Consider the following 16,840-nt stretch of genomic DNA (forward strand, 5'->3'; position numbering starts at 1 on the left):
ATGAAACCCGACGACAACCGGTGGCTGTTGCTGCAACAGCGTCTGGCGCGTGGCTGTGTGGGCCTGTTGCTCACCGGCCTGACGCTGGATGTCTGTGCACAGCCAGCGGACATCGATATTCCACCGCAGGCGCTGGACAAGGCGCTGGCGGCGCTGAGCAATCAGAGCGGCCTGCAGGTGCTGTATCGCGCAGATCTGGTCACGGGCAAGCGCGCACCTGGCGTGCAGCATGAGTCGGACCCGGCCAAGGCGCTGAACACGCTGCTGCGTGGCGCCGGCATCGTGTCGCGAATCGAGGGCGGCACCATTTACCTCAGCGCTCAGGTCGCGCCGCCCGAGCCTCTGGAAATCGGCCTGCTGACCATCAAGGGTCAGGGCATGGGCGAGATGACCGAGAATTCAGGCTCCTACACCACCGACCTGACCAGCGTCGGCTCGAAGACCCCGACCAGCCTGCGCCAAGTGCCGCAGTCGGTGTCGGTGGTGACCCAGCAGGCGTTTCAGGACCGCCACATGGTCGACCTGGCCGACGCCATGCTCAGCGCCCCCGGTGTCACTGTGCAGAAGGGCAACTACCGGCTGCCAGGCTTTTATTCCCGGGGCTTCAGCATCGAAAACATCCAGATCGACGGCGCGGCACCCATGGCCCTCGGCACCACTGCGGGCAGTTTCTATTCGAACAAGACCTACGAGTTGGCCGAGTTCGATCACATCGAAGTGCTGCGCGGCGCCTCGGGGTTGTTCGGCGGCACCGGCGACCCCGGCGGCATCATCAATCTGGTGCGCAAGCGACCGCTCGATACTTATCAACTGACCTTCGACGCCTCCACCGGCAGTTGGGACAACCATCACAGCCAGCTCGACGTCACCGGCCCTCTGGGCTTCGACGGCAAGCTGCGCGGGCGGCTGGTCACGGCGTACACCAACAAGCAGTACTTCACCGACATCAGCCGCACGGAAAAGCCGCTGGTCTATGGCGTGCTGGAGGCCGACGTCCTGCCGGACACGCGGCTGACCCTGGGCGGGCGCTCCGAAGAAATCCATGAAAACGGCAACGGCTCGGAGCTGCCGCGTTACAGCACCGGCGAAGACCTCGGCCTGCCGCGGCACACCAACCTGACCTCGAAATGGGCCTATCTGGACGGCCGTTCTCAGGAGGCGTTCGCCAAGCTCGATCAGGAGCTGGGCAACGACTGGAAACTCAACCTGTCCTATACCCGTACCCTGGACAGCGGTTTTTCCAAGGCCTCGTCGGCGTTCGGCGCGGTCGATCCGGTCAGCGGTCAAGGTTCGTTGTGGTACGGCGCGGTCAGCCGCTACCGCAGTGACCAGACGCTGTGGGACGCCAACATTTCCGGGCCGTTCAGCGCGTTCGGGCTGGAGCACCAATGGCTGTTCGGGGTGGATTACCAGAAGATCACCAGTCGCTGGCGCGGCACTCAGCCGCTGGACGGCATCGATCAGCCGGTGGATGTATTCGACCCGGACGCCACGCCATGGGCCAACCCGCCCACCGACAAGCATTACACCCGCGACTACTCGCCCAACACGCAGAAGCAGTACGGCGCCTATTCGACCCTGCGCCTGCAATTGGCCGAGCCGCTGCACCTGATCGTCGGCGCCCGCGCCCAGCGTTATGAGTTCGCCCAGACCTACCGTGCGCTCAACGAAACCCGCAATGCCTGGGAAGTGCAGTCGGACATCGCCGTGCGCGAGCCGACCAAACTGGTGCCGTTCGGCGGGCTGGTCTATGACCTCGACGATCAGTGGTCGACCTACTTCAGCTACTCGGAAATCTTCAAGCCGCAGCAGGACAAACTGCGCGGACCGTTGCCGGGCAAACCCATCGACCCGACCACCGGGCGCACCTATGAAGTCGGTCTCAAGGGCGGGCTGCTCGACGGCCGGTTGAATACGTCGCTGGCGCTCTATTACACCGAGCAGGATAACCAGGCCCTGCTCGATCCGGCGTACCCGCCGACCTCGGTGCTGTTTGGCGGCAACTGCTGCTACGTGACTCAGGGCGAGGTGGTCAGCCGTGGCGTGGACATGGAAGTCAGCGGCGAGGTGCTGCCGGACTGGAATGTCTCGGCGGGCTACACCTTCAACCTCAATCGCGACCGGACTCAGGATGCGGCGTTCAGCAGTATCACCCCGCGTCATACGCTGAAGCTGTGGTCGACCTACCGGTTGCCGGGTGTGCTGAACGATTTCCGGGTGGGCGGCGGGGTCAATTTCCAGAGCGCCACGTTCGTCAGCGGCACGGCGGCGGTGCGCGGTGCCGACGGCAACGTGGTGGTGGACGGCACGGGTTCACCGGTGACCCGGGCCTACGACTACAAACAGGCCGGTTACGGGATCTGGAACATGATGCTCGAATACCGTCTGGACGAGCACTGGAGCCTGACCTACAACGCCAACAACGTCTTCGACAAGACCTACTACTTCACCGTCGGCGCCTCGGACGGCGGCAACTACTACGGCGAACCCCGCAGCCAGATGCTGACCTTGCGTGGGCGGTTCTGGTAAGGCAAAGCTGGCGTACACCACCCCGTAGCAGCCCGGCTTGCCGGCGGTTGCGATCTTTCGGGTGTCACCGCCGGCAAGCCGGGCTGCTACGGGGATGGTGTAGGCCTGCGCATTTGATTCTGGCCGCGGGTGGGCTTGCACGGATCCGTGTAGGAGCTGGCTTGTCCCGCGACCTGCCGCGAAGCGGCAGTAAAGTCAGCACACACGGTGGATCAGACAGACCGCAGGCGCAGGTTTTACGGCGAGTGCCTCACCGGTCGCAGGGCAAGCCAGCTCCTACAGGTCGGCGTCGTCTGGTGAAGCCGTGAACACCGCTCCCACGGGTTCCATGTTTGGCGCCCATTCAGCAGGATGCCGCCAATCGGTAGGCGTGCGGCATGTGTTACGTCCCGGTGTGTGTCTGACGCGGTCGTTGTAGGAGCTGGCTTGTCCTGCGAGCGGCTGCGAAGCAGTCGTAAATCCATACGCACTGGCCGTACCAGATAAACCGGGTGTATAGGTTTTACGACGACTGCGTCGCCGCTCGCAGGACAAGCCAGCTCCTACAGGGACGGCAATCTGTCATACAGATCGGCGGCGATCAATGGGTGCCGTGACTGCCCTTCGCCAACCACTCGGCAATCCCCGCATACACCCCGGCGATGCCGGCGCTGATGCCGTTCATGCGTAGGAAGTCGTGGGTCAGGCCTTCCTGCACGTCCAGCGTCACGCGGGTGCCGGTGGACTCCAGCAATTTCGCATAGGCCAGGCCTTCGTCGTACAGCGGGTCGTATTCAGCGAGGCTGACGTATGCCGGGGCCAGGGCGTTCAGATCCGGCGTCAGCAATGGCGAAGCGCGCCAGTCGTGGCGCTGTTGCGGGTCGCGGCAGTAATGCTGGTAGAACCACTGCAGCGTCTGGCTTTCCAGCAGGTAATCCTCGGCAAAACGCCGGTGCGAATCACGAATCCGCGAGCAGTCGGTGACCGGGTAAAACAGCAACTGCGCCGCCGGCTTGAACGCCAGTTGCACCGGCTCACGCACGGCGGTGATCGCCAGCACCGTCGCCAGCGTCGCGCCGACGCTGTCACCGGCCAGGCTCACCTGACGATTGTCCAGGCCCAGCGCCGCTGCCTGTTCCGCCAGCCAGTTGGCCGCGTCGAGGGCGTCGTTGACGGCGGTGGGGAAGGGCGCTTCCGGAGCCAGTCGATATTCGGGCGCGAGCACCGCATGGGTGCCGGCGGCGGCCAGACGACGGCAGATCGAATCATGGGAGTCGAGGCTGCCGACCACGTAACCGCCACCGTGGAAATACAGAATTACCGGCAGCTCAGCAGCAGCCGCGTTGTTGCAACGGTACAGCCGTGCCATCAGGCGACGGCCGTCGCGGGTGGTGAACGCCAGGGCAGTCACCTCGACGCTGCTCGGCGGCGCCGGGTCGAGAATCTGCGAGGTAGCTTCGAACTGCGCGCGGGCCTGTTCGACGCTCAGTTCGTGCATGGCCTGACTCTTGCCGGTCAGGCGACCCATTTGCGCCAGTTCCAGAAAACCTTCGAGATCGGGGTCCAGGGGCATCATCTATTCCTTGTTCTGAATCACGGGTAAGCCGCTGCCGATAGCCGACAGCGGCGCTCAATCAACCGGCGACCGGCTCCGGATATGGCAGGGCCTGAATCAGCCCGTGCAGCAAGGCCGGATGCTTGAGCATGTCGTAGTGCCCGGCGGCGATCTGTACGTTGAGCTGCGCCGACGCCAGGCTATTGGCCTCGTCGCCCGCGCTTTCCCGTGCCCACCAGCAATGCGGCGTCTGGCGGGTCAGCGGCAGGCTTTCGAGTTGCAGCGACAGGGCTTTCAGGCGCATGGCGACGCGGAAGGTGTGAGCCAGTTCCTCGCTGCCGATCTGGGCGAAAACCGAGCCCTGCGCGAATTCACCGCGCACCTCATCGATCAGCTTTTCCAGTGCCGCCGAAGACGTCTCGGCAGCCACCTCAAACGACGGCAGCGCCGCGGCCTCGACGCCAAACATCACCGCGAGGAAACCGCGAAGATCGGCGCTCCAGTCCAGGGCTTCATCGGCGCCACCCGGTGACGGCATGTAGCTGTCGACCAGCCCGAGGAACTCCACGTCCTGACCCTGTTGCTCCAGCTCCGCCGCGACCAGCACCGCGAGGGTGCCGCCCAGCGACCAGCCGAGCAGTTGATACGGGCCGTGGGCCTGTTTGTGGCGGATGTACTGCGCGTAGTCGATGGCCATGGCCTCCAGCGATTCATCGTCCCACTGGCGGTCCAGCAGCATGCGGCATTGCAGGCCGTAGACGCTGCGCTGGCCGTCAAGGCGGCGGGCCAGCGGCTCATAGTCGAATACCGTGCCGAAGCCGGCGTGCAGGCAGAACAGCGGGCGCTGATCGCTCACCGCACTGTTGAGCAGCAACAGCGGATCGAGGCGGGTGGACGCTTCTTCGTAGCCAGACAGCTCGGCGATGGTCGGCTTGCCGATCATGTCGCGCAGTTTCAGCTCGATGCCCAGATCGGCCTGAGCGCGCACCTTCGACAGCACCTTGAGCACCCGCAGCGAATCACCGCCGAGCTCGAAGAAGTTGTCGGTGACGCCGATCCTTTCGATTTCCAGCACCTCCTGCCAGATCGCCGCCAGCGTCTGCTCCACGGCGTTGCGCGGGGCGACAAAGGCGCGGCCCTTGAAGTCCGGGTCGGGCAAAGCCTTGCGGTCGATCTTGCCGTTGGGGTTGAGCGGCAGCGTGTCGAGCACGAGGATCTGCGCCGGCACCATGTAATCCGGCAGGTCGGCCTGCAACACCGCGCGCAAGCGTTCGCCGAGGCTGCTGCGCATTGCCGCAGCCACGTAGCCGATCAACTGCTTGCCACCAGCGGTGTCACGGGCCACGACCACCGCATCCTGCACCTCGTCGCAAGCGCGCAGGCGCGATTCGATCTCGCCCAGCTCGATGCGGAAACCGCGAATCTTCACCTGATTGTCCAGGCGCCCGAGGTAATCGATCACCCCGTCGGTGCGCTGACGCACCAGGTCGCCGGTGCGGTACAGCCGCCCGCCGTCGCTGCTGAACGGATCAGCGACGAAGCGCTCGGCGCTCAGCCCTGGTCGTTGGTGATAGCCACGGGCGACGCCCTGACCGCCGATGTACAGCTCGCCGGCCACGCCGTCCGGCACCGGGTTGAGTTGTTCGTCGAGCACGTACAAGGTGCGTTCGCCGATGCGCGTGCCGATTGGCGCGTACACCGCGCCGCAGGTCTCGTCGGCGGCGACTTTCCACAGCAGTGGCGTGACCACGGTTTCGGTCGGGCCGTAGCCGTTGGTCAGGTACTGCGGCTTGAGCGTGCGTTTGACCAACTCAAAGTTGGCCTCGGCCACCGCATCACCGCCGAAGCAATAGATGCGTACCGGCGGCGGTTCCTGAGCCAGGCTCTCGCCGAACTCGGCCAGTTGCTGCAGATAGGCCGGCGGGAAGCAGGCGATGCTGATGCCGTGGGCGTGCAGTGCGTGCCAGGTTTCTTCCGGCGTCCACAGGCGGTTCTCGCGCACCACCAGCCGCGCGCCGCTGAGCAGGGTCGACAGCCAGCGCTCCTGGGCGCCGTCGAAGGCGAACGACATGAACAGCAGCTCGCAGGTGTCGGCGTTCATCTCGTAGCGTTCGGCGATGGCCAGGCAGTGCATGCGGATCTGTTCGTGGGACACCGCCACGCCCTTGGGCATGCCGGTGGAGCCCGAGGTGTAGATCAGGTAAGCGAGGTTGTCGCCCAGCGCACGAGCAGCCGGGCAGGCGGTCGGTAAGTCTGACAGCGCCAGACGGTCCAGCTCGATCAGCGTTGCATTGCCGGCGTCTTCGAAGCGTTCGCGCAGGCTGTGTTGGGTCAGCAGCACGGCCATCTTCGAATCCTCGACGATCCACTTCACCCGTTCACGCGGGTAGTCGATGTCCAGCGGCACATAGGCGCCCCCGGCTTTCATCACGGCGAGGAAGGCGACGATCACCTCCACCGAACGCTCCAGCGCGATGCCGACGCAGACTTCCGGGCCGACGCCCTGGGCGATCAGGTGATGAGCCAAGCGGTTGGCGCACGCATCCAGTTCGGCGTACGTCAGTTGCCGCTCGGCGCAGACCACGGCCGCCGCATCAGGGCGTTCAACCGCGTGATGCTGAATGATCTCGGCCAGCAGCTTCGGCGTTGCCGGTGCTGCCTGCATGCGGTTGCGTGCCGCCAGTTGCGCCTGCTCGTCGGTGCTCAGCATGTTCAGGCTGCCGAGCGTCGCCTCCGGGTTGTCGAGCATCGCTGTCAGCAACTGCTCGAAGCTGCGGCGGATCTGTGCGGTGGCGGCTTCGGTGAAGCGGTTGCGCAGGTACAGGAACTCGATCTGCAGGCTGTCGCCGAGCTGGATCGCCAGGTCCATGGCGAAGTGGGTGACGTCGCGGTTGTTGACCTCGCCGAAGTGCAGGCGGTCCTGCCCGGCTTCCTGCAGGCGCTCGTCCACCGGGTAGTTTTCAAAGACGATGATGCTGTCGAACAGCGCCTGCCCGCCCTGGCCGGCCCAGCGTTGCACATCGGCCAGCGAGGCGTGTTCGTGGTCGCGCACTTCCAGGTTGTAGTTCTGCAACTGTTGCAGCCAGTCGGCCAGACGCTGTTGCGGCTGCGGGCTCTGGATGATCGGCAGGGTGTTGATGAACAGCCCGAGCATGTCTTCCGACCCCGGCAGGCTGGCCGGACGCCCAGCCACCGTGGCGCCGAAGCACAGGCTTTGCTGACCGGTGTAGCGTTGCAGCAGCAACAGCCAGGTCGCCTGAATCAGCGTGTTGGCGGTGACCCGCAGTTGCTGTGCCCGTTCACGCAGGCGCCCGGTTTGCTCGGTGTCCCAGTTCAGGTACAGCGCAGCGTGGCCTTGCAGGTGGGCGTCAGGGCGCGGGGCGAAGCTCGACGCCAGGGTGGTCGGACCTTCCAGATCGCGCAGCTTGCTCTGCCAGAACGTCTGCAGGTGGTCGCTCGGTTGCTCGCTCAGCCACTGAATGTAATCGCGATACTGACCACGTTTTTCAGCGTGAAGCTGACCGTTGTACAGCGCAAACACTTCACCCAGCAGCCGCGAGTTGGACCAGCCGTCCATGAGGATGTGGTGGCTGGTCCAGATCAGGTGCAGACGGTCCTCGCCCAGCTTGACCAGGATCAGGCGGGTCAGCGGCGCGGTCAGCAGGTCGAAGCCTTCGGCGCAGTCAGCGGCGGCCAGTGCTTCAAGATCGTCAGCGCTGACCTCGCGATCCTGCCAATCCAGCACCCGCGCCGTCAGCGGCGCCTGCCGGTAGACCAGTTGCAGCGGCTCGCTCAGGGCGTTGTCGGCCCAGAAGCCGGTACGGAGGATTTCGTGACGCTGGATCACGCTGTTCCACGCAGCGACGAAACGTTCGCTGTCCAGACCCTGCACCGGCACCGCCATCTGATTGACGTACAGCGCGGCCTCGGCAGCTTCCAGGGTGTGGAACAGCATGCCTTGCTGCATCGGCGACAGTGGGTAGAGGTCTTCGATCAGCGCCGGGTTGACCGGCAGACGGTCCAGTTGCGCCTGGGTCAGGTTGGCCAGCGGGAAGTCCGACGGCGTGACGCCAGTCTGCTGGCTGCCGCAGCAATGGGCGATCAGCGCGGCCAGTTCCTGTTGCAGGTCATCGGCCAGCGCCTGAATGGTCTCGGCGCGGTGCAGGTCTTCGCTGTAACCCCAGTTCAGGCTCAGCTCGCCGCCGAACACCTGACCGGTCAGGGTCAGCCAGTTGCCCAGCGGCGCGTCCGGGTGTTGCTCCTGGCCGGTGCTTTCATGGGCCGGGATGAACATTGCAGCGTCATCATCGTTGTCAAAGCTGGCGCCGAAGCTGTTGTCGAATTGGCCGAGATAGTTGAAGGTCAGGCGCGGCGTTGGCAGGGCGCTCAACGCCTGTCGGGCCTGATCGTCGCCCAGATAACGCAGGGCGCCGTAGCCGATGCCGCGATTCGGCACCGCGCGCAGTTGCTCCTTGATCTGTCTGACCGACTCGCCGAGGTCGGCAGCCGGGGTCAGTTGCACCGGGTACAGGCTGCTGAACCAGCCAAGGGTGCGGGTCAGGTCAATGCCATCGAACAGCTCTTCACGACCATGGCCCTCGAATTCGATCAGGCTGCTGGCGTGCCCGGTCCAGCGGGTGATGACGCGGCTCAGCGCGGTCAGCAGCAGGTCGTTGATCTGCGTGCGGTAGGTCGCCGGGGCGTCCTGCAGCAGTTGCCGGGTCAGTTCCTTGCTCAAGCGGGTTTGCAGGCTGCGGCCGTGGCGGTTGCTCCAGCTGCCCTGCGGGTTGTCCACCGGCAGGTCGAGGGGTGCGCCATCGAGTTGCTGTTGCCAGTCAGCGAGTTCCTGTTGCAGCGCGCCGGCGCGGGCGTGGTCTTGCAGGCGTTCGGCGAAGGCCTGGATGGCGCTGGTCTTGCTCGGCAAATGCAGCGGCTGGCGGTTTTGCAGTTGTTGATAGGCCGCTTGCATGTCTTCAAACAGAATCCGCCACGACACGCCGTCCACCGCCAGGTGATGAATCACCAGCAGCAGGCGCTGACCGCCGTCTTGCAGATCGACCAGCAGGGCACGCAGCAGCGGGCCGTGGCTCAGGTCGAGGCTGCGCTGGGTCTGGTTGGCGAAGCTGTCTATGTCGTCCAGGGTGCCGCTGGCCCGTTGCAGCAGGGGCGCCTGTTGCCAGTCGGCTTGTAGGGTGTCCAACGGACGGTAATCGGCGAACCATTCGCCGCCGTGCTCGCTGAAGGTCAGGCGCAGGGCGTCGTGATGCTCGACCATGGCGCGCAAGGCCTGCTCCAGCACCTTGGCGTCGAGGGGCTGGCGCGGCTCCAGCAGCACCGACTGGTTCCAGTGCTGGCGCTCGGGAATGTCGCTGTAGAAGAACACCCGGTGGATCGGCAGCAGCGGCATCGAACCGACCGACAGGCCCTGATCCGCCTGTGCCGCATCACCGCTGCGGGCCACGGTCGCCAGTGCCTGCACGGTCTGGTGCTGGAACAGGTCTTTCGGTGTGATGCCAATGCCGACCAGCCGCGCGCGGCTGACCACCTGGATCGAGACGATGGAGTCGCCGCCCAGTTCGAAGAAGTTGTCGGTAAGGCCGACCCGTTCGATTTTCAGCACGTCCTGCCAGATGCTCGCCAGCGCCTGTTCGGTGGCGCTGCGCGGCGCCTCATACGCCTTGCTCGACTGGCTGAAATCCGGCGCCGGCAGGGCCTTGCGGTCGAGCTTGCCGTTGGGGCTCAGCGGCAGTCGGTCGAGGAACAGCCACTGGCTCGGCACCATGTAATCGGCGAGGTTCGCCAGCAGGCGGGTTTTCAGTTGGTTGCGCAGTTCGTCATGGGTCATGCCGACAGCACTGTCGCCGGGCACCACGTAGCCGACCAGTTGCTGGCCGCTCGGCCCTGCGGCGGCGATCACCACCGCTTCGCGCACCAGATCCAGCTCCATCAGGCGGGTTTCGATTTCGCCCAGTTCGATGCGCAGGCCACGGATCTTCACCTGATGGTCGATGCGCCCGCGATAGTCGATCACGCCATCGACACGGAAGCTGGCGAGGTCGCCGGTGCGGTACAGGCGTTCGCCGTCGCCGAACGGGCTGGTGACGAAACGCTCGGCGGTCAGCGCCGGACGTCGGTGATAACCACGGGCCAGACCGATGCCACCGAGATACAGCTCGCCGATCACGCCGACCGGCACCGGCTGCAGCTCGGCGTCGAGGATGTAGGTGCGCAGGTTGGCAATCGGTTGACCGATCGGCACCGCATCGCGGCCTTCATCGCGGCAGGTCCAGTGGGTGACGTCGATGGCCGCTTCGGTCGGGCCGTACAGGTTGAACAGCCCGGCATTGGGCAGTTTGGCGAACACCTGCTGTTGGGCATCCACCGGCAGCGCTTCACCGCTGCAGACGATGCGGGCCAGGCCGGTGCAGCTCGCCACATCCGGGTCGAGCAGGAAGGCCTGCAGCATCGACGGCACGAAGTGCAGGGTGGTGACCTGGTGCTGGCGGATCAGCTCGACCAGCTTCGCCGGATCGCGGTGATCGCCCGGTGCTGCCACGGCCAGACGGGCGCCGGTCATCAGCGGCCAGAAGAACTCCCACACCGACACGTCGAAGCTGAACGGGGTTTTCTGCAACACCGTGTCGCCCGCCGTCAGGCCGTAGGCCTGTTGCATCCAGTGCAGACGGTTGACCAGCGCGTTGTGACGGTTGCCGGCGCCTTTCGGTTTGCCAGTGGAGCCCGAGGTGTAGATCACGTAGGCGAGGTTTTCCGGGTCTACCTCGACATTCGGGTTGTGCTCGTCACTGGCACCTCCGCCGTTTCCGTCCACTTGTAGGCCTTCGCTCGCTCGCGATGGCGGATCACCTGTCACATCCGTGTTGGCCGACACATTGCTATCGCGAGCAAGCTCGCTCCTACGGTGTTGCGGCGCTGCATTCTCCACAGGTGTGTCAGGCTGAACGTCGTTCCGTAGGCCTTCGCTTGCTCGCGATGGCGGATCACCTGTCACATCAGTGTTGGCTGACACATTGTTATCGCGAGCAAGCTCGCTCCTACAGGTGTGCGTGCTGAGGGACAGGATTTGCACATGCTCCGGCACCGGCAATTGCGCTTGCAGATGGCTTTGAGTCAAAAGCAGGCCGATCGCGCTGTCCTCGATCATGTAGGCCAGGCGCTCGCGGGGGTATTCCGGGTCCAGCGGCACATAGGCGCCACCGGCCTTGAGAATCGCCAGCAGGCCAACGACCATTTCCACCGAGCGCTCGACGGCGATGCCCACCAGCACATCCGGGCCGACGCCCAGTGCGATCAGCCTGTGGGCCAAGGCATTGGCGCGCTGATTGAGCTGGCGATAGCTCAGTTGTTGCTCGCCGAAAATCAGCGCAACAGCATCTGGCGTGGCTTGCACTTGAGCTTCGATCAGGCGCTGCACCGGGGTGTGCAGGTCGTAGCGGGTGGCGGTGTCGTTCCAGCCGTTGATCAGCGTGTTTTGTTCGGCGCTGTCGAGCACGGGCAGCTCGGCCACCGGCTGTTGCGCATTGGCGATCAGGCTGTGCAGCAGCGCCTGCCAGTGACGGGCCATGCGCGCGATGGATTCGGCGTCGAACAGGTCGGTGGCGTAGGTGAAGCTGGCGGCCAGCGCGGTGTCCGATTCGAAGGTGTTGAGGGTCAGGTCGAACTGCGCGCTCGCATCCTCGGTCATCAGCCCTTCAATGCTTAGCCCTGGCAAGCTTTTCGCCGGCTGCCGGTCGCCTTTCGCGCCGTTCTGGTGGTTGTACATCACCTGAAACAGCGGGCTGTGGCTGAGGCTGCGCTCCGGTTGCAGGGCGTCCACCAGTTGCTCGAACGGCAGGTCCTGATGGGCCTGGGCATCGAGGGCGGTTTGCCGAACCTGTTGCAGCAGCTCGCTGAAACTCAGGCGCTGGCTGAACTCGGCCTTGAGCACCTGGGTGTTGACGAAGAAACCAATCAGGCCTTCGGTTTCCACCCGGTTGCGGTTGGCAATCGGCACGCCGACGCGGATGTCGGACTGGCCGCTGTAGCGGTGCAGCAGGGTCTGGAACGAAGCCAGCAAGACCATGAACGGCGTGACGTTGTGCTGCTGAGCCAGACGCTTGAGCGCGGCGGCGGTGTCGCTACTCAGCTCGATATCCAGATGCGCGCCACGGTAGCTGCGCTGCGCCGGACGCGGACGGTCCAGCGGCAGTTCCAGTACCGGTTGCTCGTCGCCCAGTTGCGCCGACCAGTAGGCCAGTTGTTTTTCTCGTTCGCCGGCCTCCATCCACTGCCGCTGCCAGACCGCGTAGTCGGCGTATTGCAGCGCCATCGACGGTAGCGCGGGCTCGCGGTTCTGAGTTTCAGCGGCGTACAGCGCGATCAGTTCATTGACCATCACCTGCATCGACCAGAAGTCCGAGACGATGTGGTGCTGGGTCAGCACCAGTACGTGGTCGTCAGTGGCGACGTTGAGCAGCTTCACCCGCAGCAGCGGACCGTGTTCCAGATCGAACAGGCCACGGTTGGCACGCTGGATAAAGGCTTCGATGTGCAGCTGACGGGTTGCTTCATCGTCCATCTGATCGAGGCTTTCCCGCCCGATGCGCAGACGCTGCTCGGCATGGATCACCTGCACGCTTCGGTCGTCGACCTGGGTAAAGGTGGTGCGCAAGGTTTCGTGGCGGGCGATCAGGCGGTTGAAGCTACGCTCCAGCGCCGCGATGTCCAGTGCACCGCGCAGACGCAGGGCAGTGGGGATGTTGTAGGCGCTGCTCAGCGGGTCCAGTTGCCAGAGGAACCACTGGCGTTCCTGAGCGTAGGACAAGGCCAGCGGCTGGCTGCGGTCGGCCAGCGGAATGTCCGAAACAGTGGCCGGTTTGACGTCCAGCGCCTCGACGAAGGCTTGCAGAGTGTTGTGGGCAAACAGGGTCTGCAACGGCACCTGCACGTCCAGCGACTGACGCAGGCGCGAGACGATCTGCGTTGCCAGCAGCGAATGCCCGCCGAGTTCGAAGAAGTTGTCGCCGAGCCCGACGCGCTCGACCTTGAGCACTTCGCACCAGATGTCGGCGACCTGCTGTTCAAAGACCGTACGCGGCGCTCGATAGGTTGTTTGTTGCTGGCGCGCGTCGGGGGCGGGCAGGGCCTTGCGGTCGAGCTTGCCGTTGCCGGTCAGCGGCAACTGGTCGAGGAACAGCAGCTGCGCCGGGACCATGTAATCCGGCAGGCGGGCTTTCAGGTGCGTCTTGATCGACTCGCGCAACTCGGCGTCATCTGCCTGTGCGGCGACCAGATACGCCACCAGTTGCGCGCCGCTGGCGCCGTCCACGGCCAGCACTGCGGCTTCGCGGATCGCCGGGTGCAGCAGCAGGCGGGCTTCGATCTCGCCCAGCTCGATGCGGAACCCGCGAATCTTCACCTGCTGGTCGATGCGGCCGACGTACTCGATGCTGCCGTCGTTGCGGTAGCGGGCCAGGTCGCCGGTGCGGTACAGACGTCCGCCGCTGCTGCTGAACGGATCGGGGATGAAGCGCGTGGCGGTCAGGTCGCTGCGGTTGTGATAACCCCGAGCCAGACCGGCCTCGGCGGCGCCTTGATGGCCGACGTGCAGTTCGCCGATGCAGCCTTTCGGCACCGGGTTGAGCTGGCTGTCGAGCACGTACCAGGACAAATCCTCGATGGGCGCGCCGATGGGGCTGGCGGCGTCCTGTTGCAGATCGGCCAGCGTGATCGGCCGCCAGGTCACGTGCACCGTGGTTTCGGTGATGCCATACATGTTGATCAGTTGTGGCGTGTTTCTGGCGGTGTGCGCGCCGCTGAACAGCTCCAGCCACGGGCGCAGGCTCTGCACTTCCAGCGCCTCACCGCCGAACACCACGTAACGCAATGCCAGCTCCGCGCGCTGTTCGCGGCAGGCCACCTGTTGCAGCGGCTTGAACGCCGACGGCGTCTGGTTGAGCACGGTGACGCCTTGCTCGCAGAGCAGGGCGTAGAAGTCTTCGGTGGAACGACTGACCGCATGGGGCACGATGACCAGCCGGCCGCCGTACAGCAGCGCGCCGAAAATCTCCCACACCGAGAAGTCGAAGGCGTAGGAGTGGAACAGGCTCCAGACGTCATCCACGCCGAAATCGAACCAGGCTTCGGTGCTCTTGAACAGGCGCAGCACGTTGTGGTGGGTCAGCAACGCGCCCTTGGGCTGGCCGGTGGAGCCAGAGGTGTAGATGACGTAGGCGAGGTTTTGCGGGTCTACCTCGACATTCGGGTTGCGCTCGTCATCCCGTAGGAGCGCGCTTGCCCGCGATGGCGGATTGTCTTGCGCCACCGATGTATCGGGCCGAGCCTCACCCTGTAGGAGTGAGCTTGCTCGCGATAGCAGAATTTCAGACGTTACAAATGTTGTGGATGTACTGACCTTATCGCGAGCAAGCTCACTCCTACAGGTTTGTGTAGATAGCGAAAGAACCCGCACACCTTCCGGCACCGGCAACCGCCCCACCACACGATCCTCCGCCAGCAACAAACCAATACCGCTGTCCTGCATCAGAAACGCCAGGCGATCTTCGGGATAGCTCGGGTCCAGCGGCACATAGGCGCCGCCGGCCTTGAGGATCGCCAGCAGGCCGACGATCAGCTCCAGGCTGCGTTCGCTGGCCAGGCCCACGCGCACGTCGGGGCCGACGCCCTCGGCTATCAAACGATGGGCCAGACGGTTGGCACGGCGGTTGAGCTGGTCGTAACTCAGGTGCTCATCGCCCAGGGTCAGCGCAATGACCTCGGGTGTGCGTTCGGCCTGGGCTTCGATCCTTTGATGCAGGCTGCCCGTGCAATGGCGCTCGACCGGCTGCGGGTTCCATTGCCGGATATGGCTTTGTTGTTCGGCGGCATCCTGCAGCGGCAGTTCGCCGATGCGCTGTGTCGGGTCGGCAACGATGGCCTGCAGCAGATGGTGGAAATGCCGGGCCATGCGCTGGATGGTATCGGCCTCGAACAGGTCGGTGGCCCAGGTCCAGGAGGCGATCAGGCCGTCGTCGGAATCGAAGGTGTTGAGGGTCAGGTCGAACTGCGAGGTCGGGTTGTCCCAGTTCAGGTCCTCGACCTGCAGCGGCATGCCCTGCGTCGCCTCGGCCTTGCCCGCGCTCTGGTGGTTGTACATCACCTGGAACAGCGGGTTGTAGCTCAGGCTGCGTTCCGGGTGCAGCGCCTCGACCAGTTGCTCGAAGGGCAGGTCCTGATGGGCCTGGGCGTCCAGCGCGTGCTGACGCACCTGTTGCAGCAGGTCGCGGAAGCTTGCCTGACTGTCGAAGCTGCTGCGCAGCACCTGGGTGTTGACGAAGAAGCCCAACAGGCGCTCGGTTTCCACCCGATTGCGGTTGGCGTTGGGCACGCCGACGCTGATCTCGTTCTGGCGGCTGTAGCGGTGCAGCAGGGTCTGGAACGCCGCCAGCAACAACATGAACGGCGTGACGTTTTCCCGCTGCGCCAGTTGTTTGAGCACGCGGTTGAGGGCGCCGTCCAGCTCGATTTCAAGGCTGGCGCCGCGATGGCTTTGCGTCGCTGGGCGCGGGCGGTCCAGCGGCAGTTCCAGCACCTGTTGTTCGCCGGCCAGCCGCCGGGTCCAGTAGGTCAGTTGCCGTTCGCGCTCTCCGGCTTCCATCCAGTGGCGCTGCCAGATCGCGTAGTCGGCGTACTGAATGCTCAGCTCGGGCAGGGCATCCGGCTGATTCAGGCACGCGGCGGCGTACAGCTCGACCAGCTCGCCGACCATGACCTGCATCGATGCGCCGTCAGAGACGATGTGGTGCTGAGTCAGCACCAGCACATGCTCGTCGTGGTCGATGCGCAGCAGTTTCACCCGCAGCAGCGGGCCGTGCTGCAGGTCGAACAACTCGCCGACGGCCTGCTCGACATAGGCTTTGATCTGCGCCTCGACATCGGCGTCCGGCTGCATCAATTCATCGATATTGATCTGCAGCGTCTGTTCGGCGGCGATGCGCTGATACACGCCACTGTCGGTCTGGGCGAAGGTGGTGCGCAGGCTCTGGTGGCGAGCGATCAGGCGATTGAAAGCATGCTGCAGCGCCGGCACATCCAGAGGCCCGCGCAGACGCAAAGCGCTGGGGATGTGGTAGGCGACGCTGTTCGGGTCCAGTTGCCAGAGGAAGAACTGCCGCTCCTGAGCGAACGACAACGGCAGGTCGGTGTACTCCGACTGCACCTCCGGAATCGGCAGATTGGCCGGTGACACGCCCTCGGCGAGCATCTTGTCGAGGAACTGACGACGCTTGTCCAGCGGCAGGGTGATGAAACGACGGGCAATCCGTGCGGCAGCGATCCGGTCCATCACACAGCCCCCCGTGGGTTGATCAGCAGGTCGCGGTCAAAGGTGGGGGTCAATGGAGTCATGATCGATCTCGTCGCCGTGTACGGAGAAAATAAGCGTTCTCAAAAGAACGAAGCGTGGCGGGCGAGATTTAGCGGGGGAGTTGCCGCAGCCGTCTGGCGGTACACAAACCTGTGGGAGGGAGCCCTGCTCGCGAAAGCGGTGTATCAGCCAGCGCAGCATTGACCGGGCCGACGCCTTCGCGAGCAGAGCTCCCTCCCACGGCCTTCGGCCAGAATCAAAGGCTGCTGCGCCGCGATCCCTGTAGGAGCTGGCTTGCCCTGCGACCGGCGGGGAACCCGTCGTAAAACCTGTGGACGCGATATGTCTGATACACCGCATTCGCCGACTTTACGACGACTTCGTCGCCGCTCGCAGGGCAAGCCAGCTCCTACACG

The 16,840-nt window shown here is 64.7% G+C and carries 3 protein-coding genes; 1 reads left to right on the top strand and 2 read right to left on the bottom strand.

Annotation, left to right across the window (positions count from 1 at the left end):
• On the top strand, positions 1 to 2,529 hold the full coding sequence (locus ACIPL0_RS12800) for a TonB-dependent siderophore receptor (RefSeq protein WP_400597008.1): 2,529 nt from the start codon (positions 1 to 3) through the stop codon (positions 2,527 to 2,529).
• A 580-nt stretch (positions 2,530 to 3,109) separates the two neighbouring features.
• Here ACIPL0_RS12800 and ACIPL0_RS12805 read toward each other — a convergent pair.
• Both ACIPL0_RS12805 and ACIPL0_RS12810 read right to left on the bottom strand, forming a co-directional pair.
• A complete protein-coding gene (locus ACIPL0_RS12805) occupies positions 3,110 to 4,081 on the bottom strand; it encodes an alpha/beta hydrolase (protein ID WP_400597009.1) in 972 nt (323 codons plus the stop codon).
• A 61-nt stretch (positions 4,082 to 4,142) separates the two neighbouring features.
• Complete coding sequence (locus ACIPL0_RS12810; protein WP_400597010.1) at positions 4,143 to 16,403, bottom strand: amino acid adenylation domain-containing protein; 12,261 nt, start codon at positions 16,401 to 16,403, stop codon at positions 4,143 to 4,145.
• Positions 16,404 to 16,840: the final 437 nt, after the last annotated feature.

The organism is Pseudomonas sp. NPDC090208, assembly GCF_044746785.1.
GTDB lineage: Bacteria > Pseudomonadota > Gammaproteobacteria > Pseudomonadales > Pseudomonadaceae > Aquipseudomonas.

What these genes read in the sequence shown, in the direction of transcription:
- ACIPL0_RS12805 (WP_400597009.1), bottom strand. Translation starts at nt 4,081, where the DNA reads ATGCCCCTGGACCCCGATCTCGAAGGTTTTCTGGAACTGGCGCAAATG.
- ACIPL0_RS12800 (WP_400597008.1), top strand. Translation starts at nt 1, where the DNA reads ATGAAACCCGACGACAACCGGTGGCTGTTGCTGCAACAGCGTCTGGCG.
- ACIPL0_RS12810 (WP_400597010.1), bottom strand. Translation starts at nt 16,403, where the DNA reads ATGGACCGGATCGCTGCCGCACGGATTGCCCGTCGTTTCATCACCCTG.